The 20,886-nt window shown below is 64.2% G+C and carries 18 protein-coding genes and 1 pseudogene; 10 read left to right on the top strand and 9 right to left on the bottom strand.

Annotation, left to right across the window (positions count from 1 at the left end):
- The first annotated feature begins 70 nt into the window (after nt 1-70).
- Nucleotides 71-1,798 carry an FAD-dependent oxidoreductase gene (locus tag KEM60_RS14130; protein WP_219108349.1) on the top strand — a complete coding sequence of 576 codons (1,728 nt, stop codon included), beginning with the start codon at nt 71-73 and terminating at the stop codon, nt 1,796-1,798.
- Nucleotides 1,799-1,910: 112 nt separating this feature from the next.
- Here the strand turns inward: KEM60_RS14130 and KEM60_RS16690 are convergent.
- Nucleotides 1,911-2,906: pseudogene (locus KEM60_RS16690) on the bottom strand (acyltransferase family protein); the annotation flags it as partial.
- Between the two features lie 351 nt (nt 2,907-3,257).
- Nucleotides 3,258-4,214 carry a cell wall metabolism sensor histidine kinase WalK gene (locus KEM60_RS14125; protein ID WP_219108347.1) on the bottom strand — a complete coding sequence of 319 codons (957 nt, stop codon included), beginning with the start codon at nt 4,212-4,214 and terminating at the stop codon, nt 3,258-3,260.
- Between the two features lie 352 nt (nt 4,215-4,566).
- Between KEM60_RS14125 and KEM60_RS14120 the strand changes: the two genes are divergently transcribed.
- Entirely contained in the window at nt 4,567-5,427 is an 861-nt protein-coding gene (locus KEM60_RS14120) for a mesaconyl-C4 CoA hydratase (RefSeq protein WP_219108344.1), read from the top strand.
- A gap of 43 nt (nt 5,428-5,470) precedes the next feature.
- Here KEM60_RS14120 and KEM60_RS14115 read toward each other — a convergent pair whose 3' ends face one another.
- The 3 genes from KEM60_RS14115 to KEM60_RS14105 form a co-directional block, all read right to left on the bottom strand.
- The gene (locus tag KEM60_RS14115; RefSeq protein WP_219108342.1) at nt 5,471-7,066 is read right to left on the bottom strand and encodes a catalase; all 1,596 of its coding nucleotides are present in this window, start codon (nt 7,064-7,066) and stop codon (nt 5,471-5,473) included.
- A gap of 113 nt (nt 7,067-7,179) precedes the next feature.
- Nucleotides 7,180-8,118, bottom strand: coding sequence for an isoaspartyl peptidase/L-asparaginase family protein (locus KEM60_RS14110; protein ID WP_255574686.1), 939 nt, complete (start codon nt 8,116-8,118; stop codon nt 7,180-7,182).
- Between the two features lie 84 nt (nt 8,119-8,202).
- Nucleotides 8,203-8,694, bottom strand: coding sequence for a hypothetical protein (locus KEM60_RS14105; protein ID WP_219108340.1), 492 nt, complete (start codon nt 8,692-8,694; stop codon nt 8,203-8,205).
- A gap of 271 nt (nt 8,695-8,965) precedes the next feature.
- On the opposite strand from KEM60_RS14105, the gene KEM60_RS14100 reads away from it, so the two are divergent.
- Nucleotides 8,966-10,174: an MFS transporter gene (locus KEM60_RS14100; protein ID WP_219108338.1), complete on the top strand. Its 1,209-nt coding sequence runs from the start codon at nt 8,966-8,968 to the stop codon at nt 10,172-10,174.
- Between the two features lie 106 nt (nt 10,175-10,280).
- Here KEM60_RS14100 and KEM60_RS14095 read toward each other — a convergent pair whose 3' ends face one another.
- Nucleotides 10,281-11,567 carry an MFS transporter gene (locus tag KEM60_RS14095; RefSeq protein ID WP_255574685.1) on the bottom strand — a complete coding sequence of 429 codons (1,287 nt, stop codon included), beginning with the start codon at nt 11,565-11,567 and terminating at the stop codon, nt 10,281-10,283.
- Nucleotides 11,568-11,915: 348 nt separating this feature from the next.
- Here KEM60_RS14095 and KEM60_RS14090 point away from each other — a divergent pair, with 348 nt between their 5' ends.
- Nucleotides 11,916-12,797, top strand: a complete 882-nt coding sequence (locus KEM60_RS14090) for a hypothetical protein (RefSeq protein ID WP_219108334.1) — start codon at nt 11,916-11,918, stop codon at nt 12,795-12,797.
- Here the strand turns inward: KEM60_RS14090 and KEM60_RS14085 are convergent.
- Nucleotides 12,757-14,145, bottom strand: coding sequence for an MFS transporter (locus KEM60_RS14085; RefSeq protein WP_219108332.1), 1,389 nt, complete (start codon nt 14,143-14,145; stop codon nt 12,757-12,759). The two genes, KEM60_RS14090 and KEM60_RS14085, sit on opposite strands and share 41 nt — an antisense overlap.
- Nucleotides 14,146-14,316: 171 nt before the next feature.
- Here KEM60_RS14085 and KEM60_RS14080 point away from each other — a divergent pair, with 171 nt between their 5' ends.
- From KEM60_RS14080 to KEM60_RS14065, 4 genes are read left to right on the top strand one after another with little or no spacing between them, the layout of a single operon-like run.
- Nucleotides 14,317-14,724 carry a molybdopterin-binding protein gene (locus KEM60_RS14080; RefSeq protein ID WP_219108331.1) on the top strand — a complete coding sequence of 136 codons (408 nt, stop codon included), beginning with the start codon at nt 14,317-14,319 and terminating at the stop codon, nt 14,722-14,724.
- Nucleotides 14,721-15,521 carry a molybdate ABC transporter substrate-binding protein gene (modA, locus tag KEM60_RS14075; RefSeq protein ID WP_219108329.1) on the top strand — a complete coding sequence of 267 codons (801 nt, stop codon included), beginning with the start codon at nt 14,721-14,723 and terminating at the stop codon, nt 15,519-15,521. Before KEM60_RS14080 ends, modA begins: the two co-directional genes overlap by 4 nt.
- Nucleotides 15,518-16,351, top strand: a complete 834-nt coding sequence (locus tag KEM60_RS14070; RefSeq protein WP_219108326.1) for an ABC transporter permease — start codon at nt 15,518-15,520, stop codon at nt 16,349-16,351. The genes modA and KEM60_RS14070 overlap by 4 nt, the downstream gene beginning before the upstream one ends.
- Nucleotides 16,348-17,508 (top strand): sulfate/molybdate ABC transporter ATP-binding protein, encoded by a 1,161-nt coding sequence (locus tag KEM60_RS14065; RefSeq protein ID WP_219108325.1) that lies wholly within the window; start codon nt 16,348-16,350, stop codon nt 17,506-17,508. The genes KEM60_RS14070 and KEM60_RS14065 overlap by 4 nt, the downstream gene beginning before the upstream one ends.
- 25 nt (nt 17,509-17,533) lie before the next feature.
- Here the strand turns inward: KEM60_RS14065 and KEM60_RS14060 are convergent, their stop codons facing one another.
- Together KEM60_RS14060 and rpiB are read right to left on the bottom strand one after the other, a co-directional pair.
- Nucleotides 17,534-18,646, bottom strand: a complete 1,113-nt coding sequence (locus KEM60_RS14060) for a S1C family serine protease (protein ID WP_219108323.1) — start codon at nt 18,644-18,646, stop codon at nt 17,534-17,536.
- A gap of 5 nt (nt 18,647-18,651) precedes the next feature.
- Entirely contained in the window at nt 18,652-19,092 is a 441-nt protein-coding gene (gene rpiB, locus KEM60_RS14055; RefSeq protein ID WP_219108322.1) for a ribose 5-phosphate isomerase B, read from the bottom strand.
- A gap of 144 nt (nt 19,093-19,236) precedes the next feature.
- Here rpiB and KEM60_RS14050 point away from each other — a divergent pair, with 144 nt between their 5' ends.
- Both KEM60_RS14050 and KEM60_RS14045 read left to right on the top strand, forming a co-directional pair.
- Nucleotides 19,237-20,022 (top strand): hypothetical protein, encoded by a 786-nt coding sequence (locus KEM60_RS14050; protein WP_219108321.1) that lies wholly within the window; start codon nt 19,237-19,239, stop codon nt 20,020-20,022.
- A gap of 64 nt (nt 20,023-20,086) precedes the next feature.
- On the top strand, nt 20,087-20,875 hold the full coding sequence (locus KEM60_RS14045; RefSeq protein WP_219108319.1) for a hypothetical protein: 789 nt from the start codon (nt 20,087-20,089) through the stop codon (nt 20,873-20,875).
- The last annotated feature ends 11 nt before the right edge of the window (nt 20,876-20,886 follow it).

Genomic DNA, 20,886 nt, shown 5'->3' with positions numbered 1-20,886 from the left:
ACTGTCAGTGCGGGGTGGGGGATAGCGTGTCCGCCCGATCATCCGGTGACGGCGCCTTAGGGTATGCGCCATGCGCGCCTCGGCTGCCGTTGCGGACGACGTCCTGATCATTGGGTCAGGGTTTGGTGGTGCGGTGTCTGCGCTCCGCCTGGTGGAAAAGGGATACCGGGTGCGAGTGCTGGAGGCAGGACGTCGGTTTGATGACGCCGATCACGCTCGGACGACTCGGATCGGTCGGTTTCTGTTTGCTCCCCGATGGGGGTTGATGGGAATTCAACGAATCCACCTGTTGCCCCACGTCGTGGTGTTGGCAGGTGCTGGTGTCGGTGGAGGATCGCTGAACTACGCCAATACGTTGTATGTCCCCCAGGCCGACGCTTTTTATTGCGACCCGCAGTGGGCGCAGATCACTGATTGGCGTTCAGAATTGGCGCCGTACTACCAGGTGGCGTCGCGGATGCTCGGTGTCGTCACGAACCCGACGTTGACTCCTGCGGATCGGCTGTTTCGGGAGTTGGCGCGAGATGTCGGACGAGAGCACACGTTCCGGTCGACTCCGGTGGGGGTGTTTTTCGGCCGGGAGGGACGCTGTGAGCCAGGAAGGTCCGTGCCGGATCCGTTTTTCGGTGGCATCGGTCCGGTCCGCACCGGCTGCGTGGAATGCGGTGACTGTATGGCGGGGTGCAGATACGGGGCAAAAAACACCCTGGTGAAGAACTACCTGCACCTGGCCCAGCAGGCCGGTGCCGTGGTGGAGGAGCGTCGCACCGTCGTGGATGTGCGGCCGCGACCGGGCGGTGGCTACGACGTAGTGACCCGTCAAACTGGGCCGTGGTGGACGCGACGGGAGCGCCGGACCTATCAGGCCGGGCAGGTGGTCGTCGCGGCGGGAGCGTGGGGGACGCAGTTGTTGTTGTCCCGGTTGAAGGCGGAAGGCGCACTGCACGGACTCTCACCACGGTTGGGTCACGTGACTCGGACCAATTCGGAAGCGTTGTGCGGAGCTAGCACCGGGGCCAGGAAAGCTCCTGCCGACTTTAGTCGGGGAGTGGCGATCACCTCGTCGTACCACCCTGACGAGATCACTCATCTTGAGCCCTGCCGGTATGGGGCTGGCTCCAACCTGATGGGGTTGCTGACGGCCCCGATGACTGACGGGGGACGCGGTCGGTGGGGTCGGCTGGCAGGGGTGGGCTGGGAAGTGGTGCGTCATCCAGGACGGATGGTGTCGATGCTGGTGGGGCTGCCGCACTGGTCGGAACGGGGCGTGATCGCCTTGGTGATGCAGAGCCGGGACAACTCGTTGGTGGTGTCTGGGCGTCGGCGCTGGTGGCGGGGTTGGCATCTGATGTCACAGCACAGTGGTGGTGATCGGACGCCGAGCTGGGTGCCGGTGGGTAACGAGGCCATGCGTCGGGTGGCGCAGCGGATCGGTGGTTTCCCGTTGTCGAGCCTGGGGGAGGTGGTTGACATCCCGATGACCGCGCATTTCCTCGGCGGATGTGTCATTGGAGCGACACCGCAGGACGGTGTCGTGGACCCGTATCATCGCGTTTTTGGGTATCCCGGGTTGCACATTGTCGATGGGTCGACGGTGTCCGCGAATCCGGGGGTCAACCCGTCGCTGACGATCACGGCACAGGCTGAGCGCGCGATGGCGTTGTGGCCCAATTACGGTGAGCGTGATCCTCGTCCGTCTCTGGGGGCGGCGTATGTCCGTCTGGACGCGGTGCCACCACGATCACCGGTGCTGCCGGGATGGTTGCCGGCTGGCGGGGCAGACCGCGCACCTGAGTGATGAACTGCCGCGGGGTGAGCAGGTATCGCGACGGGTGAGGAAGGTGCGGGAGGGCAAACAGCCACCGCAGCCCGATCCGGTCGCAGATTTCCTTCAGCGCCAGTGCTGTCCCGACGATCACCGCGGTGAGCAGCGCCGGGTAGATCCACCGGGTCGCCTCCTGGGAGATCATCAATTCGGGAATGTCGGAGAGGGGGCCGCTGTCCGTCTTGGTCAAGACCAAGAGCACCAGGTAGTGGGTGACGTAGATAGGCAAGGTACGTCGGCCGACCCAGGCGATGGGGCGTACGACGGGTGCTGCCCAATGCGCAGCCAAGGAGGTCCCCGCAAAGATCGTGGCCACCCCACATAAGGCCGCAATGACGTCTACGGGGTAGAAGAGGAACTGGGTGCCGATGCGTTGAACGATCTCAACGAACACGATCGTGCCAGCGAGGCCTATCCCGAAGGATCGCACCGGGTGTCGAGTCAGTAGTGCCACCGCGGGGCGGGCATACACCCCCATCGCGAAGAAGATCGCCAGGTGGGGGATGTTGGCCCACAAACCTTCATCGACGGTCCACAGTGAGCTGGAGACCCAGCCGAGGAGGAACATGCCGACCAGCACCAGCGGCGGCGGGAAGCGGCGGAGCAGGGACATCGCGGTGGTATACCAGACCAGCGCGGAGAGGAACCACAAGGTCGTGTAGGGCTTCCAGAGCTGCATCCACCAGGTCTCGGGGGTGGGTGCCTGCGCGACGTCCCCGGCGTCAAAAAGGACGGTGACGCCGGTGTAGATCGCTAACCACAGCAGGTAGAGGTAGGCGTTGGCATAGATACTTCGACGAGTACGTCGACTACCCAAGCCTTCTCTGATGCGGGAGGACGCGAGCCATCCAGAAAGGACCAGAAGGGCAGGCATGCGCAGCAGATGCAAGGCGCTGTCCACGCCAATCCAGAAATCCAAGGCCGGACTGTCGTTCCCAGCCACGGCATCCAACGCAAGTGGTTGAAAATGGTAGAGCCCGACGTGCATGACGACGACCATGATCACGACGCATCCGCGGGCAGCGTCCACCCACAGATGACGAGGTCCGGAGGTGGGCCGGTGCTGGCTCACCGATGTCATGAGCGTCCTTCCGGGCCAGGGGTACTACCGGTGGACCTGTGAATATACCGTCCAGTGGGACGCAGGGTAGTCCGTGACCGTCGTTGGACAGCAGCCCTGTTCATCGCTCGTCCATGTCCTAGACGCAGCGGCCAGGGAAAAGGCCCTGGACAGCACGGGTGCCGGGGTGCGAGTCAGCTCGCACCCCGGCACCGCAACCATGTCCGAGGCGCCTACTTGTCCGAGTAGGCACTGGGTCGGACGGTAACCCCTCCCCATCCGAATACGCCTGGGGAGGGAAGGCGGTTGCATAGTCCACCAGATTTTTTTCCGGAGTAGTCCGTGCGGCCAGAAACCCGCACTGCCACCGGGTCAACGCCGTCCCATGACCGTGCTTTCCCGACCGGCTAACGGCAGGGTCGCGGTGAACGTCGCCCCATGTCCAGGACCGTCAGAGGCGACGGTGAGATCGCCACCATGCCCCCGCATGATGCCTCGGGCGATGGTCAACCCAATCCCCGAACCGGACTCGGTGTCCCGGCGGCGGCGACCTTCGACGCGATAGAAGCGTTCGAAGATCCGGCGTTGATCCTCCACCCGCAGCCCTTCCCCGGTGTCGCGGACTTGGATCCATCCGTGAGCGGAGTCACCGTCCACGGTGGCACCGACAGTGATGTCGATGCGTCCACCGGGGGGAGTGGCTCGGGCGGCGTTGCCCACCAGGTTGGTCATCACTTGGTTGATGCGATCTGGGTCGGCGAGGACCGGCACTGGATCGACACTGGTGCGCACCCAGAGTTCGACACCCAGGCTCTCCACCTGTGGGCGCAACCATTCGGCTCGTTCGCGGGCGAGATCGCGCAGATCCACGTCATCTCGGCTGAGCACCAGACGGTTCTCTTCGGTGCGTGACAGCAGCGCCAGGTCGTCAGTGAGCCGCCGTAACCGCCGTATCTCCTGACCCACTTGTGCGAGTTCTTCAGGACCGGTAGGTAACAGCCCGTCGATCATGGCTTCGACGTACCCATGGATGACGGTTAGCGGGGTGCGGATCTCGTGGGCCACCTCCCCGAGCAGCGAGGTGGGTGAGGCGCTCGGGGAAGAGTCAGTATCGCCCGTGCTGGTGGCGGCATCGACGTGGGCGTCCACCGGTCGGTGGTGGCGCAGATGCCTGTTGACCTGGGTGGTGATCAGCGCAGTGGTGATCGCTGTCACGGCAGCGGTGACGACATGACCGGCCAGCTGGGGAATCCGAAGCTTCCGGCGCAGGTGTAGCGATGACGCTCTCCGGTGTCGGAGACGTCGGGTCGCGACGCAGATGGTGCTCATGGCGCGTCGGGGCAGCAGCCTGTCCTGGTGGGCGGACGGCCGCTGCGGCGCCGAGCGCGGCACAACGTGTGCATGGTCGTTCCCCGACCGGTGGGACACCGAAGACTCATGTGGTCCAGTGTGCGGTGCATCAGGGGGTCAACGGGCCTGGGTACGTCGGAAAAGTCTTCTTCGGTCGAGGTTTGCACCCTGCGCCAAGGTCACCATGAAAATCTATGACCGATAAGCGTATTCGGTCCCAATGCTGAGGTGCACCTGAGAGCTGTTCGGCCCTGCGAGCGCCGCACCGGCAGCAGACAGCGGAGATCGGTGGTGCCACACTGACCACAGCCGCACCGGGAGAGGACCCTTCATGAGCAACAACCCGTCAGATGTCGGACAGGTCAGCGAGATCATCACCCCGGGACCAGCTGCCCGCCTCGCTGCGATCCTGGACCTTGACCCACCCGACGAAGAACTTCCCGAACTCTGGCACCTCGGCTACCTGCTCGAAGCCCCACGCAGCAGCGACCTTGGACCCGAAGGCCATCCCCGACTCGGATTCCCCACCCCACCCGCCGAAGGGATGCGACGGATGTTCGCCGGCGGACGCATCGACACCCACCGTCGACTCCGCTTCAGCCGCCCGGCCACCCGCACCATCCAGGTCACCTCACAGGTCGAAAAGACCGGCCGAAGTGGCCCACTGACCTTTGTCACCACCCGTGCCCACATCGTCCAAGACGGCGAACTGTGCATCGTCGAGGAACAAGACATCCTCTACCGCCCCGCCCCACCAGAACATCAACCCACCTCACCCGCCCCTCAACCTCAACCCCACGATGACGACACCATCGAGCTGCCGGACCGAGAAGCCCGGCTCGACATGGCCGTCGACGAAGCGCTGCTCTTCCGCTTCTCCGCGGTCACCTTCAACGCCCACCGCATCCACTACGACCGCGAATGGGTCCGTGCCGAAGGCTACGACGACCTCCTCGTCCACGGCCCGCTCCAAGCGCTGATGATGGGCGAACTAGCCCGCCGCCACGGCCATCCCCTCGTGGGCCGTCGATTCAGCTACCGCCTCATCGCCCCCATGACCGGCGCCCAAACCATGCACATCCTGGCTGCCGACACCGGCCTCACCGCTGGCGCCGAAGTCCGCGACCGCCGCGGCACCATCACCGCCACTGCGACCTACGACCCCTCACCGCAGCAAGCAGGGGTGAGGTGAGCACCAGAAACTAGTCACCCACCCACCCCTGCTCGAGAGCGCCTCAGCGACGCGATTCAGGACCCGACTCGCGAATCGCCTGCGGCTGCTTCGCTTTCGCCTTGTCAGGGTCATTCCCCGGGCCGCCATCGCCGCGGCCCGCCTCCACTGCTGCCCTGATACGGGCGCCGATCTGGGCATCCACCGACGACCAATACCAGAACGCCCGCTCCAACACCGGATCAGACACATCCTGCAACAACGCTCCCGACACCGTCTCCACGAACCGATCCCGAGCCGCGTCGTCAAAAACCTCCCGCACCAACGTCCCCGCCTGACCGAAATCATCGTCCTGCGCGCGCAACGTCTGGGAGCAGCGGATCATCTCTCCGTCAGCTTCCCAGCCGGTCTCGTCACGGGCGTCGTTGTCGGCGTACGGACGACCCGTGGAATTCGCGGCGTACGTCGCAGCTGGCCCGCTGTGCAGATACCGCATCGGCCCATCGAAGGTGTAGGTGTTGGCGCGTTCCATGACCTGCGGCAATGGCTGGTTCACCGGCAGCTGATCATGATTGACCCCCAACCGGGCGCGGTGCGCGTCGGCATAAGCAAAGACCCGTGCCAGCAACATCCGATCCGGGGAGAACCCAATCCCAGGCACAATATTCGATGGCGCAAAGCTGGCCTGATCGATCTGCGCGAAGAAATTCTGCGGGTTCTCAGTCAACGTCATCCTGCCGACCTCGATCAGCGGATAGTCGCTGTGCGACCACACCTTAGTCAGGTCAAACGGGTTAAACCGGTAGGTCTTCGCCTCGTCGTACGGCATGATCTGCATCTTCAACGTCCAACTGGGGAACTCCCCCCGATCGATCGCCTCAAACAAGTCACGACGGTGGAAGTCGGCATCCTCTCCAGCGATCTTCTCAGCATCAGCGCCCGCCCAGTTCTCCACGCCCTGATCGCTGTGGAAGTGGAATTTGACCCAGAAGCGCTCGCCCGCGGCGTTGACCAGCATGTAGGTGTGGCTGCCGTAGCCGTTCATGAAACGCCAACTGCGCGGCAGGCCCCGATCACCCATCAGGTAGGTGACTTGATGAGCTGACTCCGGGTTCATCGTCCAGAAGTCCCATTGCATGTTCTGATCCCGCAAACCTGAATCTGCGAGTCGTTTCTGGGACCGGATGAAGTGGGGGAACTTCATGGGGTCGCGGAGGAAGAACACCGGGGTGTTGTTGCCGACCAGATCCCAGTTGCCATCAGTGGTGTAGAACTTCAGTGCGAAACCACGGACATCGCGCCATGTGTCGGGGGACCCAGCTTCACCCGCCACGGTCGAGAAACGAGCCAACATGCGGGTTCGGGCGCCCGGCGCGAAAACAGCGGCCTTGGTGTAGGCAGTGATGTCTGCGGTGATCACCAATTCCCCGAAAGCGCCTGATCCTTTGGCGTGCGGCTTGCGGTCGGGGATGTTTTCCCGGTTGAAATGCGCCAATGTGTTGACCAGGTGGTGGTCGTGCAGCAGCAACGGGCCGTCCGGACCGAGGGTCAGGCTGTGCCGGTCGCTGGGGGTGGGGGCCCCGTTCAGCAGGGTCGAACCGCTCGGGTCGGCGTTCGACGTCGCGGGGGGTTGCGGTGCGGAGAAACGCTGTTCGGACATGACAGGCTCCTGACATCTCGACGGTACGCCGGTAAGTGTGCTGTCCCCACACCATCACGAATGAAAGCGAATCGCACGCTGAGAGTAATGAATTGTTCTGATCGAGGTGATAGTTACGGGAGTGCTTCTGTCGATCGGTCGCCGCCCACTAAGGCGCCCTGCCCTGAAGCCACCGCCCACCACACGGTCGGGGAGTTCCACGCCACCACAGCGGTCCCGCTACGGTCGACCGCGATCAGCGCGCCGTCGCCACCACGAGCTTCCAGGCCGTCCCGGACAGCTGAAGTCGCGGCCTGGGGCAGCGACATTCCGGCGTACCGAATGCGGGCATGCACGTCATGAGCGAGGACCGCGCGCATGAAGAATTCCCCTGTGCCAGTGCAGGAAACCCCGCAGGTCGTATCGTCCGCCCAGGTGCCTGCCCCGATCAATGGCGTGTCACCGATTCGACCAGGAAGCTGCCCGGTGACGCCACCGGTGGAGGTGGCAGCGGCAATCTTTCCGGAATGGTCCCGAGCCACCGCGCCGACCGTGCCGTGCCGGTGGGCGCGGGACGAGGACAGGGTGAGCTGGCGGCGACGGCGTTCCGTCACGAAATATTGCGGGTCCTCAGTGCGGCATCCCCATCCGTGCAGCATCGACGCTGGCGGTGCCGCGAGGAGGACATGGGGAGTGTGTTCCATGACGGCGCGGGCTACAGCGACAGGATTTCGGGCGATGTCAGTGCAGGTCACAGCGCCTGCACTGCCAGCACCAGTCATGACGGCGGCATCAAGTTCAGGGAGGCCTTCGCTGGTCAATGCGGCGCCGCGACCAGCGTTGAAATGGTCCTGATCCTCGAGGCAGGTCACGGCGGCGCACACCGCGTCTAGGGCGTCCCCACCGTTGTCGAGGATGTGTCGCCCGGCGTGAATCGCTGCCCGCAGGCTATCCCGGCAGGCATGGTCAAATTCCGGATCGACTGCGCTGGGCAGCGCCCCGGCGCCGCCGTGGACAACCAGGGATGTCCTTGCCGCTGGGGGAAATTCGAGCAACTGGACTTGCGTCATCATGCCTCCAGAGCGCTGGCCCCGGAGTGCGCGTCGATGGGCCACCGGGGATGCTTCGAGGCTACCGAGGGCGCGGGTCGCAGTGGCTCAGAGCAGACGGTCCACTCTGCCCGGCGTGCTGTCCTTCTGGTGCGGGTCTGGGCTCAGGGTGTTTCCTTGGGCCACCGATGACGCGGTGAACTGCACCGAGTTCGGTGGTGTTGCGGACCTGGCTGTGTTGCGGGAGGTCATCTTCTCCAGGGCATCTCTTCGGGACTTCTCTTCGGCATCGGCATGTCGCTGGGCGTCGCGCTCCATGAGGCGTTGCATTGCGAGGTCCTTGGCCAGTTCATCGACCTTCTTAAGGGCCTGTTCGCCCTGCTTTGCAGCTAGGGCATAGAGCCCGCCGAGCATCTCCTTGTCCGTGTCGTTGAGGAAGGGGACAAGGGCTTTGATGCGGTGTGCGTACTGGTCGAAGAGTGACTCGTGTCGAGGGGCAGCTGAGCTGGCGGCCTGCACCTGTCCGGGGTGCTGGCGTGGGCTGATTCGAGTGACGGCAGCCGCTGTGTTGCCGATCAATCCGCTGGGATCAATGTGCATGGTGGCGCCTTCCGTGGCGAGTGCTCCTCTGGGTCTCCAGTCGGTGGGCCTGACCTGAATCTGAGGGTGCCAGAGCTATCTCTGACACGGGGGTGGTGGTGAGAAGTCCACCGGGTCTGGTGGTCAGGTCATTGTGGCTGTGATGGCTGCGGTGTGGACCCGGTCGTGGGGCATAGGCGGTCAGGCCGTACCCTTGATATCAGCTAAGGGATGATCATCCGCGAGTGTGGCAGGGAGCGCGGACTATTTGTCGACCCTGTGAAAGGCTCCCGTGACTTCCGCAACTGTCCCTGCCCCCCGTGTTTCTCTTCCGGCTGCAGCCGGATGGTCTTTCCTCGTCGCCGGTTTCGTCGGGCGACTACCCGCTGCGGCAATCCAGCTGGGTCTCCTCATGTTCGTTGGTCATTCCGGCTATGGGTATGGCGTCGGTGGGTTCGCTGTCGCAGCTGTCGGAGTCGGTACGGCGTTGGGCGCTCCCGTGGTGGGGCGTCTGGTGGACCGGTATGGCCCGTTGTCGGTGCTCTCAGTGGTGATGTGTGTGCAGCTGCTTGGCTTGGCTGCGGTCACTTCCGCGGTGTTAGCTGAGGCGCCAGTGGCCGTGTTGCTAGTGGCTGCTGCGTTGGTGGGCGCCGCGAACCCGCAGATCGGTTCGGTGGCCAGGGCTCGCTGGTCGCATCTGGCGCGGCGGGATTCTTCACCGGACTTGGTGCGGGTCGCGTTGGGGTATGAGGGAGCGTGTGACGAGATCAGCTTCGTAGTGGGGCCGATCGTGGCGGGACTGCTTTTTGGGAACATGCCTCCGGTGTGGGGCATGGGGACCTTGGCGGCGTCTGCTCTTGTGGGGCAGGGCTTGTTTATGGCTTATCTGTGGCAGGCCCGGACGTCGTGGGCGGATGCTGTGCAGGCTCCGGCAACTGTGGGGCATGAGGGGTTGCGTGTGGTGGGCGTGTTGGCCCCCATGGCGACCTGCATTGCTGTGGGCGCGGTGTTTGGGAGTGTGCAGACGGCGTTGGTTGTCGTCAACCGGGCGCAGGGCAACGAGAGCCTGACTGGTGTGGTGTATGGCTGCGTGGGGATCGGCAGCGCCGTCGCGAGTGTCCTGGTGGTGCGGTTGTCGCAGCGGATTGGTTTTGGGATGCGGGTCGCTGTGGGTGCCATGCTCGTGGTGGCGGGGACATGTGGCGTGATGACGATCCCCTCGGTGCCGGTGTCCGCGTTGTGGTGCGGATTGTTGGGTGTCGGGGCGGGGATGATGTTGGTGACATCGTTCGCGCAGGTCGAACGGGTCGCGTCGGCGTCGGTGATGGCGTCGGCGATGACGTTGTTGGCGACATGCATCGTGGTGGGAGTTGCCGTCGGGGCCGCAGGCAGCGGGTGGCTGTCCAGCGGTGCGACGGCGGGGCTGTTCTGGCCTACGTTGGCCGCTGCGGTGGTGGCGATGGCTGCGTCGGTGGGTTTCCGGCGGTCCGTCACGTCCTGATCGGGTGTCGTTGATGCACCGGAGGGCGGGCTCTGTCGGGGTCGTTGGTGCGGAGGTGTGCGGCAGAACCCGCCCGTAGGTGCAGTGATAGTGGCCTGTTCCCTGGCTAGTGATGGGTGAGTCCTGGTCGGTCTCCGTTGTCAGCGAAGCCAATCATGACGATGGCAATCATCAGTAGCACCGATACGCCGGCGCCGCACATGGCGAGCGAACCGTAGCCGCTGTATGCGAGGAGGAATCCGGCCCCGGCGCCGGCTACTCCACCTGCGAGTCCCATCACCAGGTCGGAGATCCCTTGGGTGGCGGGTCGTTCATGCAGGGCGAGGGACTGAGTGAGCAGCGTTGACCCGGTGACCAGGGTGAGTGACCAGCCGAAGCCGAGCAAGAACAACGAGACGGTGAGCAGGGGAGAGGTCCCTTGGTGGGATTGGGCTGCCATGATGCAGGCACCAAGGAGGATCATCGCGCCGACGCCGCTGACGAGGTGACCGCCGAACCGGTCGGTGGCCATACCGACCAGGGGGGACAGCCCAAACATGCCGAAAATATGGATGCTGATGATCAGCCCGATGATCTGTAGGTCCGAGCCGCCGTGTTCCATGTGCAGTGGTGCCATCACCATCACGCCGATCATGACAGCGTGTCCGCCCGCGAGGACGATCAGGCCGAGCAGGGCTTGCGGGTGGGAGGAGATGATGCGCACCCCGTCCCAGATGGAGGCGCGGTCGCGGAGTCGGCGGACGGTGCGGGTCTCTGGGGTGGGGGAGGGCTCGTCAGGGATGAGCGGGATGCCGTTGGTTTGTCGTTCGATCTCGTTGGCGCGTGCGGTGAGCAGCGGGTCCGGCCGGAGGAAGAACTGCAGGACGAGTATGGAGGCGGCGAAACCGAGGATGGCGAAGACGAAAGAGCCGGTCATCTGGGGAAGACCGAGCATCTGACCGAGGGGTTCGACTGGCCCCATGAGGTTGGGGCCGGCGACGGACCCGATGGTGGTGGCCCAAACGACGATGCTGAGGTCGCGTCCGACATGCCGAGGGGAGGCAAGGTCGGTGGCGGCGAATCGGGTTTGGTTGTTGGCGGTGGTGGCTCCGCCGAAGAGGATCGAGCCGATCATCAGCAGGGTGAAGGAGGAGAAGACTGCTGCAGCGATGATCAGGACTGATCCGACAGTGGCGATGACGTATCCCATGATGAGCCCGACGCGGCGACCTCGGGTGTTCATGAGTTTGGCCAGTGGCACTGAGAGGACGGCACCGCCGAGGATCTGCGCGGTTGTACCGAGTCCGGCGAGGGTTTCGGAGCCGGTGATGTGTTTGGCGAGGAGCGCCGAGACGGCTAGGCCAGTGGCCAAGCCGATTCCACCGAGGATCTGCGCGGTGATCAGAGTGGCCATGGTGCGGCGTTGTAGGGAAGGCCGTTTGTCGCGCCGGGACCTCTGTATGGCAACAGAATTGGTTGTTGTAGGGGGGTGGACCATCGCGTCAGTATCGACCAGATCCCTGTCGGAAGGGATAGGCGGGTCACGAGATGAACGTGCGTTTAATGTGGCCAATGTGGGCAAGGTGACAGATTTGCTCTGCTCAGGACGGCAATCCGGTTCAGCGGATCCCGCAGAATCGATCTCGCCGTACGGGATGACCCACGCACCCCCGTCGAAGGCACCCGCTGGAAGGCACGCCATCGATGATGCGTCAGGATCATCCCAGATGATCTCAACGACCGTTGCCACCCCCGGAGATCCGTGAAGACAACAGCTCACCGCCCCCGCACGCACCGACGTACCACCGCAGCTGTCACCGCGGTGCTGCTCAGTGTGGCCCTCACCGTCAGTGGATGCGCTGGCGGTGCAGACAATCCCGCAACCCCCAGCTCCGCGCCGCCTTTCCCCACCGCGACCGGCACCCTCACGGATGACCAGTCCCGTGCCGCTTTTGAGCGCGCGGCCGCCGCCTTACAACGCCAGCGCACTATGGCGGTGTCCTTCAGAGTGGAGAGCACCACGGGGGAGCCGCTACGACAAGTCCTGCATCCCATGGTGCGCGTCGACCTGCGAGACAGCGAACGCCCGCTGGCCTCGCTCGCGTTGAGCATCCTGGCCAGCAATGTCGCCGTCGGGGGGCATGTGTATCGACAGGAGACTACGGCTGACGGGTCATCCACGGTGTGGGTGAAAGACGCGGAACCTAAAACTCCGCTGGAGTTCGTGCTGTGGAAACCCGGCGCTAGCAGCGCCCGAGTCGCCGACCTAGGCGTGGAGCAGGTCACGGATCGGCCTGCCCGCCGCTTCCGGGTCTTCGACCCGAGCCGGTACGCCGGACCTACCGCGACCAGCTCGACGTCCCCGCCCACCGAAGGGAAGACCACTCCCTCCGGTGCGGCGGCGACATCAACCCGTGGACCAGCCGCACCCTCCACGGGGGCGACGACATCGTCAGGGATCGGTGATTACGACGAGTTGTGGTTCGCCGAGGATGGCACCGTGCTTCGGATGGTGTCGGTGTTGGGTCGGCTCACGTTGACGTCCAGTCGCATCGAGTACGGCGCGGATGTGCGTATCGACGTACCAGATACGGGGTCGGCGATCACTGCTGAGGAGTTCGCCCGGCAGCGGCCGGGCCAGTGAAGGCATCGCCGAGTTCCACGTCCAAGTGGGTGCGGGCCTTGTTTTTCAGGCAGAAAATGTAGACGAGCAGGGACACCGCGATGCACACCGTGGTGTACGCCGCGAACCACGGCACCATGTGCGCTGACTTCATCGTCTGATAGATCAACGGGGAAGTCCCTCCAAACACCGAATTCGCCAGACCATAGCCCAGTCCCACTCCGAGAGCGCGAATATGCGCGGGGAACAACTCAGCTTTCACCAACGCGTTGATGGAGGTATATCCGGAGAGGATGACATATCCGACCGCGACGACCAAGAACGACATGAACGGGTCAGTGACCTGAGGCAGCACCATGATCAGCACAAACGTGTAGCACACCCCGCCGATGCCGAAGAAGACCAGCAAGGGTTTGCGGCCAATCCGATCCGAGAGGATCCCGCCCACCGGCTGCAACAGCATCAGGAAGATCAGCCCGGCAAGGTTGATCCACGTCGACGTCATCGCCTGATCTTTGAACGTGGCTTTCACAATGGCGGGGGCGTTGACGCTGTACGTGTAGAACGCGACAGTGCCGCCCAAGGTGATCAGGAAGCACAGCAGCAGCGGCCGCCAGTGATGAGTGAACAGCTCATGCAATGAGCCAGACGCCGTGTCAGTGCCATCCTTGATCGCCGCCAACCGCTCGCTGGACATCGACTCGTCCATCGTGCGGCGCAGCCAGAACACCACGATCGCAGCAAGACCACCGATAGCAAAAGGAATCCGCCACCCCCAATCCAGCACCTGCTGGCGGGAAAGCACCGACAGCAGAACCAGCAGGGTGAACTGGGCGAGGACGTGCCCGCCGATGAGCGTGACGTACTGGAACGAAGAGAAGAAACCTCGCCGATCCCGGGTCGCCGCTTCGGACATGTACGTCGCGGACGTGCCATATTCACCACCGGTGGCAAAACCCTGGATCAGTCGACACACGATCAACACCACCGCAGCAAACGTGCCGATGCTGGCGCGGGTGGGAGTGATCGCGATGATGAACGAACAGAACGCCATCAACGACACCGAAAAAGTCAATGCGGCCCGGCGGCCATGTCGATCGGCGTACCTGCCGAAATACCACGACCCGATAGGCCGCATCAGGAATGTGAGCGCAAAGACGGCATAGGCGTAAATCGTGGATTTCTGATCGCTGGCGTCAAAAAACTGATTCTCGAAATAGCTGACAAACACCGTGTACGTGTACACGTCGTACCACTCGACGAGGTTGCCCAGCGACCCCTTGACGGTGTTACGGATGGCCCGGCCGGTGTCGGTGTGGTCCGAACCCGGTGGGGTAGTGGCATCGCCGGTGGCGGCGGTGACGGTCATGTGTCCTCCTCATGCCGAGACGGAGGTGGTGCGCCTCGGGCGTGGAGCCGGAACCTATCAGTGCGCTCGCCCTATCGGGAAGAGGTGGACGTCCGTCACCGCGTCAGGGACCGCAGGTACGGCGAAAAGCGCGGCACCACCACCGCAACCGCGGAGTTATGATCCGTCGCTATGACGCAGATACGGATCGGTGAAGCAGCACGCCTGCTCGGAGTCAGTGACGACACGGTCCGCCGATGGGTCGACGCCGGCCGCCTCCCAGCCACCCCCGACGCCGCCGGTCGAAAAACCGTCTCCGGACTCGACCTGGCACACCTCGCCCAAGAACTGCACACCCCCACCGACACCGACAGCGACGAACGCCACGCCTCGGCACGTAACCACTTCACCGGCCTCGTCACCTCCGTCATCTCCGATCGGGTCATGTCCCAAGTCGAACTCCAATGCGGCCCCTACCGGATCGTGTCCCTCATCTCCACCGAAGCAGTCCACGAACTCGATCTACGCCCCGGCGCCATCGCCACCGCCGTCGTCAAAGCCACCCATGTCACCCTCGAAACCCCCGGAGCCCGCGCATGACCACCGCACCCCTCAGGGGCACCCCACCCCACCCCGCCCCCCGGACCAGCGCCGCCCCCCTCACCGGCATAGTCCTCGCTGCGCTCGCCCTGACCTCCTGCAGCAGCGACCCCACCGCAGCGACCGGCGACAACCCGACCCGACCCGTCACCGTGTTCGCCGCAGCCTCTCTCAAACCCGCATTCACCCAGATCGCCCACGACCACCCCAACCTGAAAGTCACTTTCACCTTCGACGGCTCCAACAGCCTCGTCGACCAGATCTCCGCAGGCGCCAAAGCCGACGTCCTCGCCACCGCCGACACCACCACGATGGGGACCGCCCACACCAAAAAACTCCTCGGCGGCCCCGAAAAAGCCTTCGCCACCAACGTCCTCACCCTCATCGTCCCCCGCGGCAATCCCGCCGCCATCACCGGCCTCGACCAGTCCCTCCACGGCAAAAAACTCGTCATCTGCGCCCCCGCAGTCCCCTGCGGCAAAGCCACCGCGACCCTCACCCGCCACCTCGGCGTCACCCTCACCCCCGTCTCCGAAGAAAACAAAGTCACCGACGTACGCGGCAAAGTCGAATCCGGCGAAGCCGACGCCGGCATCGTCTACACCACCGACGCAAAAAATTCCGGCGACAAAGTCCACACCCTGCCCATTCGCGACACCGACAAAGCCATCAACATCTACCCCATCGCCCTCGTCGCCGACGCCCCCCATCCCCCCGACGGCCAAGCATTCATCGACGCCGTACTCTCCCCGAAAGGCCAAGACGTCCTCAAACGTTACGGCTTCGGCACCCCGTGAGCACCAACTCACCCCCCAGCTCCAGCCACCACCTCGGCACCACACCCCTGCCCCGCTGGACCTGGATCCCCGCCACCGCAGCACTAGCCTTCCTGACCGTCCCCCTGATCGGCATCGCCCTGCGCCTCCCCTGGCCCGCCGTACCCCACCTCCTCACCAGCGACGAATCCATTGATGCGCTCCGCGTCAGCCTGCTCGCCTGCCTCACCGCCACCGGCCTGTGCCTCCTCCTCGGCCTCCCCGCCGCCCTCGTCCTCGCCCGCGCCCACGGCCGCTGGGTCGCCCCCGCCCGCGTCCTGATCAGCCTGCCCATGGTCCTGCCACCAGTCGTCGCTGGACTAGCCCTCCTGACCACCCTGGGACGACGCGGCATCCTCGGAACGACCCTCACCGCCTTCGGAATCGACATCGCCTTCACCACCATCGCCGTCATCGTGGCCCAAACCTTCGTCGCCATGCCCTTCCTCATCACCTCCGTTGAAGGCGCCCTCCGCGCCGCGGGCCACGCCCACGAAGACGTCGCAGCGACCCTCGGCGCATCCCCCACCACCGTGCTCTTCCGCGTCACCATCCCCCGCATGACCCCCGCCATCGCCTCTGGCACCGCCCTCGCCTTCGCTCGCTGCCTCGGCGAATTCGGTGCCACCCTCACCTTCGCCGGCTCCCTCCAAGGCGTCACCCGCACCCTCCCCCTCCAGATCTACCTCCAACGCGAAAGCGACACCGACACCGCCCTCGCCCTCGCCCTCGTCGTCATCGTCATCGCCGTCCTCGTCGTCGGCGCCGCCGGAGCCCTCACCCGACACCACACCCGCAGGCAACCCACATGAACACCCCACCGCCGTACGACGGCCCCACCCCACCACCCGCACTCGCCATCCACGCCCACCTCGACACCCCCCACCTCGACATCGACCTCGATCTCACCCCCGGCACCGTCCTCGCCGTCGTCGGCCCCAACGGCGCCGGAAAAACCTCCCTCCTCCGCCTCACCACCGGCCAACTCCGCCCCCACCACGGCACCGTCGCCCTCCACGGACGCCCCGTCAGCGGCCCCCACCATCATGTCCCCGTGCATCACCGCGGCGTCGCACTCCTCGCCCAACGCCCCCTCCTCTTCGACCACCTCACCGTCCTAGACAACGTCGCTTTCAGCCTCCGCGCCCGCGGTATTCCCCGCAGCCACGCCCACCAACAAGCCCGCCACCACCTGGAACTCGTCGGATGCTCCGACCTCGCCACCCGCCGCACCTGGCAAATCTCCGGCGGACAAGCCCAACGGGTCGCCCTCGCCCGAGCCCTCGCCGGAGACCCCGCGCTCCTCCTCCTCGACGAACCGATGGCCGCCCTCGACGTCACCGTCGCCACCACCACCCGAGCCCTCCTGCGCGACCTCCTCGCCCCACCAGAACGCACCGCAATCCTCGTCACCCACGACGTCATCGACGTCCTCGCGCTCGCTGACATGATTGCCTTGGTCGACGAGGGGCGTATCGTCGAATCGGGTCCGGTGGCAGCGGTGCTCAGGTGCCCCCGAGCGCCATTCCTCGCTGAGCTGACCGGGGTGAATTTGCTGGAAGGTCAGGCCATTGGTGGGGACGTCATCGATGTTGCCGGGGTGGCGCTGACTGGAATTCCCTCATCAGGGACGTCAACGGGGGCGTCGCTGGGGGCATCAGCGGGAGTGTCCGTGCCTAGCGTGGCACTGCGGGTGGGGCGGTCTGCGTTGGCGACTTTCCCTCCGGGAGCGGTCGGGGTCCACCTGGCTGATCCGGGGGGGAGCCCACGCAATCACCTGCCAGCGGTGGTCGTGGCCGTCGAGCCGCGTGGGCCGGTGGTGCGGGTGGTCACCTCACTGCACGGCACCGCAAACCTCAGTGTGTCCGCGGACATCACCGCAGTGGCCGCAGTGGAACTCGACATTCGCCCAGGTACGGCGGTGCAGCTGGTGGTCAAAGCGACCCAAGTCACCTTGTATGAGCGGTGACTTCTCACCCGGCTGGTCTGCGGGGTTAATTGTGCCAGGCCGGTCCGAGGGTGATGTCCGCGCTACGTTCCTGACCTGTCGGGTCCTTCCAGGTGACTTTGACCGTCGCGCCAACATCACGGGACGCCACGGCTGCCTGCAGTGACGCGGTGTCAGTCACGGGGACGCCACCGACGGACGTGATAGTCGACCCAGCGGCCAACCCCGCTTTGGCGGCAGCCCCACGGGAATGCACAGACTGCACCCATCCACCTCGGGTGACGGTGACACCCAACGCTGGTCGGGGACCGACCCGAATGGACCCGTTGGAACGGCCGGTTTTGATCTGGTCGGCGATGCTGGTGGCCTGTGCGATCGGAATGGCGAACCCTTCGGGATTGCCACCTAGCGATGCTGCCGTGCTGATCCCGACGACATCACCTCGGGCGTCGACCATCGGCCCTCCGGAATAACCAGGTACGACGGCGGCATTGGTGCGGATCATCCCGGACAGGGTGTGGGGTTTCGCGCCGTTCTCTGCAGCGATCTGCACTTTCTCATCCAGCTGCTGCACCGTGCCGCTGACCGAGAACAAGGTGTCTTGGCCACCGCCATTACCGATGGCTGTGACGGGTTGCCCGACCTTCGCGCCCTCCGGGGCGACCTTCATGGGGGTCAATCCTTTGGCGTCCTGCAACTTCAGCAGGGCCACGTCACGGCTTTGGTCGGTGCCGACGACCTTCGCATCGAATTTGCCGCCAGTCGCAGACAGCGTCGCGGTGAGTCGGGTGGTCCCTTCCACGACGTGGTAATTGGTGAGGACGTATCCGTCCGCGCTGAGGAGCACTCCGCTGCCCGCGCATACACCTGGTCGGCCGCCGCTGCTTTCGGCGGAGACCACCCCGTCGATGATGAGGACCCCGGGGGGTGGTTTGACGACGGGGGACCCATTACTCAATGTCCCGGAGCGCGCAGCCCGTGACCGGGAGGAACCTTCTGGACCGTCTGCATCGCCTGGTCCGTGGGCGTCGGGAAGGACTGCTGAGACCGTCGAACTGGTGAACAGTTGGCTGACGTAGCCGACGGAAATCACCGCAGGTACCGCCCAGACCAGGACAGCGGTCATCATGACGCCGCTGCGGACCTGAGGTGAAGGCATACCGGTCAGATCAGATCGGGATCGGGGATCATGTCAACTCGCTGGGCATGTCGGCCCCCCTCAAAACTGGCGGTCACAAACTCATCCACGATCATCGTGGCGTACTCCGGGGCGACGACCCGCCCCCCCAACGCCAGCATGTTGGCATCGTTATGTTGCCGCGCCAGACGCGCCGAATATGCCTCAGAGACGATCGCGCATCGCACCCCTGGTACGGCGTTGGCGGCTAACCCGATCCCAATGCCCGTCCCGCACATCACGATGCCCAGGTCGCAGTGACCGTCGGCGACCTGACGTGCCGCCCGATGCCCGTAGATGGGGTAGTCCACTCGCTCCGCGGAGTCGCTGCCTACGTCCACGACCTCGTGCCCACCTTGCTGAAGGTGCGCTTTCACGACGTTTTTCAGCTCGTGGGCACCATGGTCACTTCCAACGACGATCCGCATGGGCACCAGCGTAAATGCTGTCTCTGTGGGTGACCTACCCCCTAGCTGAGGGTTGGCATGCCATGATGCATCGAGTCAGTCGTTCGACTTGCCTCGTGGGTGTGGGGCGCGTGATCTGGATTGCAGAAGAAAGCTAGGGGACAGATGGCTGAAATGCTTTGTGACACGGAGCGATTCGAATCGTTCTTGTGGGATTACGGCATCAGCTTGCCTTATCCATTGCATCTGGGACCGGTCAAAGAGGTGGGGGTGCACCGGTCGTTGGCTCGTCGAACTCGGACGGCGAGTGAAGACGAGATGCATCTGATGCGTACGTGGGGACGATCCGGCGGGACGTTGCTCATGCAGCTTGCTCGGGCAGTGCGTTCCGAGATGACGACGACATATATATATGCGATGGTCGGCGGGGTGGACTCTGCGCAGACGCGAGTGACAGCTTTATCTATCACCGGCGATGACTCATCGATCCTGATTGCAGAACGTCCTGACGGGGTGTTCGTGGCGTCGCTGCCTTGGGCGACGGTGGGGTCGACGATGGTTGGTCTATTGCCTGCGGCGACGCCTTTATCGATGACTCCGGTGGCGGTGCGTACCGATGATTTCGCAGAGATCCTGCACCTGCACGATCAAGGAGCATCTCGACGTACGGTCGATCGGGCGTTGGGCAGGCTGGGGATGTCTCCCGAGCTGTTTTGGTGGATCCAGGATGCCGCAAATCAACTGACAGTCAACGGATTTGTGGGTGCGGCTCGTCACGACGTTCACGGCCGTCATCTATCAGAGCTAGGTATTGATTTTATGGCTGCAGAGCAGGGTGGGTTGCTACGGCGTATTGAGGGCCCACGTCTCAGTTTTGAGTCATTGACGGCGGACGCGGTGATCAGGGCGTTGCGTGACAGCGCCGCAGGGCTCGGGAGGTACAGCCGGTGATGGGCGTGACGTATATGCAGTGGGATGCAGAGCAAGGGCGTGTTCAGATGAGGAAGGCTGACTGATGGCGGACATGGCAAAGTACGACGGGATTGATGGGCAGAAACTGAAGGCCATGGTGGCGTCGGTGAATCCGGGAGATATCGCCAAAGCCATGGATTATTTCCAGAACTCTAAAGCGGTGTTGATGGAGTCCTTCACTGACTTTATGCGGGACATGAAGTATTTGCATGACCAGGGGTGGTCGGGGGAGGCCTCGAATGCGGCTTTCATGGAGAATCTGAGCACTTCAAAGGTGGGTGGTGAAGTTGCGCAGTCCTCACATCAGATAGGTGAGGCGGCTGGCGTGATGGGTCAGGACGTGGGTGGGTTGCGTGATCAGATTGCGTCGATGGAGGTGAAGGTTCCTGATGCGGGGTTGAAGACGGGGCATTCGTGGCTGACGCAGTGGTATTGGGACCGGGAGTATGACAGCCAGGTGCGGCAGGCCGACGAGGACCGGAAGAAAGTGTTAGCGAAGATCAAGGAGCTAGCGGATAAAACAGATTCGCATCGGGAGAAAATTTCGGGGATTGCTTGGCCGACTGTTCCTGAAGGGGTACAGACCAACGAACCGGCGGCGTCGTTGGGTGCTGGCCATGCCGGGACTGGTCCTGTTGCTAGCGGGGGTGGAATGGGAGCTGCTGGTGGTGTCGGCGGTGGCCTGGGTGCTGGGTCTGGGGGATGGGTTTCCGGTGGTGGTGGCGGGTTAGGCCACGGAGCTGGGAGTGGGTCTGGTGGTGGTCTCCCTGGGGGCGCCTCGGGTGATCGCCACCGGGCTATCTCACGCTTCAGCTTTAGCGATCTTCAGTGATTCGACGGAGC

It is taken from the genome of Austwickia sp. TVS 96-490-7B (assembly GCF_019331795.1).
In the GTDB taxonomy this organism is placed as follows: domain Bacteria; phylum Actinomycetota; class Actinomycetes; order Actinomycetales; family Dermatophilaceae; genus Austwickia.
This window is presented reverse-complemented; position numbering and strand designations above follow the sequence as displayed.

What these genes read in the sequence shown, in the direction of transcription:
- KEM60_RS14130 (WP_219108349.1), top strand. Translation starts at nt 71, where the DNA reads ATGCGCGCCTCGGCTGCCGTTGCGGACGACGTCCTGATCATTGGGTCA.
- KEM60_RS14125 (WP_219108347.1), bottom strand. Translation starts at nt 4,214, where the DNA reads ATGAGCACCATCTGCGTCGCGACCCGACGTCTCCGACACCGGAGAGCG.
- KEM60_RS14120 (WP_219108344.1), top strand. Translation starts at nt 4,567, where the DNA reads ATGAGCAACAACCCGTCAGATGTCGGACAGGTCAGCGAGATCATCACC.
- KEM60_RS14115 (WP_219108342.1), bottom strand. Translation starts at nt 7,066, where the DNA reads ATGTCCGAACAGCGTTTCTCCGCACCGCAACCCCCCGCGACGTCGAAC.
- KEM60_RS14110 (WP_255574686.1), bottom strand. Translation starts at nt 8,118, where the DNA reads ATGATGACGCAAGTCCAGTTGCTCGAATTTCCCCCAGCGGCAAGGACA.
- KEM60_RS14105 (WP_219108340.1), bottom strand. Translation starts at nt 8,694, where the DNA reads ATGCACATTGATCCCAGCGGATTGATCGGCAACACAGCGGCTGCCGTC.
- KEM60_RS14095 (WP_255574685.1), bottom strand. Translation starts at nt 11,567, where the DNA reads ATGGCCACTCTGATCACCGCGCAGATCCTCGGTGGAATCGGCTTGGCC.
- KEM60_RS14085 (WP_219108332.1), bottom strand. Translation starts at nt 14,145, where the DNA reads ATGACCGTCACCGCCGCCACCGGCGATGCCACTACCCCACCGGGTTCG.
- KEM60_RS14080 (WP_219108331.1), top strand. Translation starts at nt 14,317, where the DNA reads ATGACGCAGATACGGATCGGTGAAGCAGCACGCCTGCTCGGAGTCAGT.
- modA (WP_219108329.1), top strand. Translation starts at nt 14,721, where the DNA reads ATGACCACCGCACCCCTCAGGGGCACCCCACCCCACCCCGCCCCCCGG.
- KEM60_RS14065 (WP_219108325.1), top strand. Translation starts at nt 16,348, where the DNA reads ATGAACACCCCACCGCCGTACGACGGCCCCACCCCACCACCCGCACTC.
- KEM60_RS14060 (WP_219108323.1), bottom strand. Translation starts at nt 18,646, where the DNA reads ATGCCTTCACCTCAGGTCCGCAGCGGCGTCATGATGACCGCTGTCCTG.
- rpiB (WP_219108322.1), bottom strand. Translation starts at nt 19,092, where the DNA reads ATGCGGATCGTCGTTGGAAGTGACCATGGTGCCCACGAGCTGAAAAAC.
- KEM60_RS14050 (WP_219108321.1), top strand. Translation starts at nt 19,237, where the DNA reads ATGGCTGAAATGCTTTGTGACACGGAGCGATTCGAATCGTTCTTGTGG.
- KEM60_RS14045 (WP_219108319.1), top strand. Translation starts at nt 20,087, where the DNA reads ATGGCGGACATGGCAAAGTACGACGGGATTGATGGGCAGAAACTGAAG.